Here is a 2481-nt window from a genome sequence, read left to right as displayed (position 1 = left end):
GATGCTTTAAATATTGTATTTGATTTACTACATGATGATGGATTATGTCTTGGCAGTTCATCTGGAATAAATGTTGCAGGTGCAATCGAACTTGGAAAAAAAATGGGACCAAATAAGATTATAGTTACAATTTTATGTGACGTTGGAACTCGTTACACTAGCAAATTATTTAATAGAGAATTTCTAAAATCAAAAGGACTCCCATGTCCGGATTGGATTAAATGATTATTGATAAAAGCAAAGTCAAAACTATTGATATAAAAAAACCACTACAACTAGAGTCGGGTCAGATTTTAGATAACTTTACAATTGCTTATGAAACTTTTGGAACTTTAAATAAAAATAAAGATAATGCCATTTTAGTATTTCATGCCTTGAGTGGAGATCAATTTGCAACTGGAATTAATCCTATTACTGGAAAAGATGGTTGGTGGGTTACTGCAATTGGTCCTGATAAGGCAGTTGATACAAATAAATATTTTATAATTTGTGCAAACGTTTTGGGAGGTTGCATGGGGACCTCGGGACCTACCTCTATTAATCCTAAAACGAAAGAACTTTACCAGAATACTTTTCCTTTGGTTACCATAAGGGACATGGTCAATGCGCAAGTATTATTACTAGATCATTTACAAATCGAAAAAACTTTATGCGTGTTAGGAGGTTCAATGGGCGGAATGCAAGTTTTACAATTTTGTTCATCCAATCCAGGACGAACCTATTCTGCAATTCCAATTGCTTGCACTGCAAGTCATTCAGCACAAAATATTGCATTCAATGAATTATCTCGCCAAGCAATTATGGCTGATCCGGAATGGTCTAATGGAGATTATTTAAAATTAAATAAAAATCCGAGAAAGGGTTTGTCTGTAGCACGTATGGCTGGTCACATTAGTTACTTGTCTGAGGAAGGATTGCAGGAAAAGTTTGGAAGAAAACTTCAAAAGACTGGAGATTTTAAATTTACTTTTGATGCTGACTTTCAAGTTGAAAGTTATCTAAAGTATCAGGGTAATGCATTTGTAGATCGCTTTGATGCTAATAGTTATTTGTATTTAACTAGGGCAATGGATTATTTCGATTTGTATCGAGAAAATAATGGTGTACTTGCAAATGCTTTTAAAGATACAAAAATTAAATTTTGTTTAATCTCATTCTCTACAGACTGGTTATATCCAACTGCCGAAAGTAAAAAAATTCTTATTGCTCTTAATTCAATTGGAGCGGATGTGAGTTTTGTTGAAATTATTACTAATAATGGTCATGACTCTTTTCTTCTGGAAGAGCCTGAGTTTTTAAGAAGCGTAAAGGGATTTTTAGACTCAGCTTACGAGGAATTTAAAGCATCTAAATAATTTAAATGGCTGAAGTTAAAAAAGACAACACAGTGACTGTTTCTGAAATTGGGCCTGGTCCTTTTGTTCAAAGCGTAACAGTAAGAGGCCATAAGCTTTTTGCTGATGAACCCTTATCTTTTCCTGAAGGGACAGATAAAGGACTAAGTCCTAATGATTTTTTACTTTCATCCCTTGGATCCTGCACTTCGATAACTCTTAGAATGTACGCACGCTTAAAAAAAATACCTCTTGATAAAATTATTATCAAATTGAATAGAAGCGAAACTGGTGAAATTGATAGAAAAATTGAGCTTATTGGCAATTTAACCGATGAGCAAAAAACACGTTTATTTGAAATCTCAAATAGATGCCCAATTCACAAGGCTCTTACAAATACAGTAAAGATTAATTCTAAATTAATCTAAATAGTTTTAAGTGCCTGATCAATATCAGCTAAAATATCATCTGGATGTTCAATTCCAATTGATAATCTTACATATCCAGGCGTAACTCCCGCTTTTAATTGCTCATCAGGAGAAAGCTGAGAATGCGTTGTAGAGGCTGGATGAATAGCAAGACTTCTTGCATCACCAATATTTGCAACGTGATATAAAAGTTTTAGAGCATTAATAAATTTCTTACCGGCATCAACACCTCCTTTTAACTCAATGCCACACAAAGCTCCAAAGCCACCATTTAAATATCTCTTAGCACGACTTCCCACTTCGCCGTCATATAAACTTGGATAAATAACTTTTTGAACTTTGCTGTGTTTGGTTAAATATGAAACAACTTTTTCAGCATTAGAACAATGTTGCTTCATACGCAGAGCTAACGTTTCTAATCCTTGAATTATTTGCCACGCATTAAATGGCGATAACGGCGCTCCTAAATCTCTTAACAAAACAACTCGCGCTCTTATAATAAATGGAATATTAGCTCCCGTTAATTGTGGAACGACTTCTCCCCAAACTGCTCCACCGTAAGAAGGGTCAGGCTCATTATAAAATGGTTGTCTTTTTTTATTTGCAGTCCAATTAAAATTTCCACCATCAACAATAATTCCTCCGATTGAATTTCCGTGGCCACCAATAAATTTAGTTAAGGAGTGCATAACAATTGCAGCACCGTGCTCTAAAGGTTT

The 2481-nt window shown here is 34.5% G+C and carries 3 protein-coding genes and 1 pseudogene; 3 read left to right on the top strand and 1 reads right to left on the bottom strand.

Going from position 1 to position 2481, the window contains the following annotated elements:
* From AC8IGH_RS05335 to AC8IGH_RS05325, 3 genes and pseudogenes are all read left to right on the top strand, one after another.
* Positions 1 to 225, top strand: a pseudogene (locus tag AC8IGH_RS05335) (cysteine synthase A); the annotation flags it as partial.
* The gene (metX, locus tag AC8IGH_RS05330) at positions 222 to 1355 is read left to right on the top strand and encodes a homoserine O-acetyltransferase MetX (protein WP_507419679.1); all 1134 of its coding nucleotides are present in this window, start codon (positions 222 to 224) and stop codon (positions 1353 to 1355) included. The pseudogene AC8IGH_RS05335 and the gene metX, both read left to right, overlap by 4 nt.
* A gap of 5 nt (positions 1356 to 1360) precedes the next feature.
* Positions 1361 to 1762, top strand: coding sequence for an OsmC family protein (locus AC8IGH_RS05325; RefSeq protein ID WP_507419678.1), 402 nt, complete (start codon positions 1361 to 1363; stop codon positions 1760 to 1762).
* Here AC8IGH_RS05325 and AC8IGH_RS05320 read toward each other — a convergent pair.
* Positions 1759 to 2481: PLP-dependent transferase (locus AC8IGH_RS05320; protein ID WP_507419677.1), on the bottom strand; the 723-nt coding region annotated here is incomplete at its 5' end. The two genes, AC8IGH_RS05325 and AC8IGH_RS05320, sit on opposite strands and share 4 nt — an antisense overlap.

Origin of the sequence: Candidatus Allofontibacter sp. (assembly GCF_038145245.1) — a bacterium.
GTDB lineage: Bacteria > Pseudomonadota > Alphaproteobacteria > Pelagibacterales > Pelagibacteraceae > Fontibacterium.
This window is presented reverse-complemented; position numbering and strand designations above follow the sequence as displayed.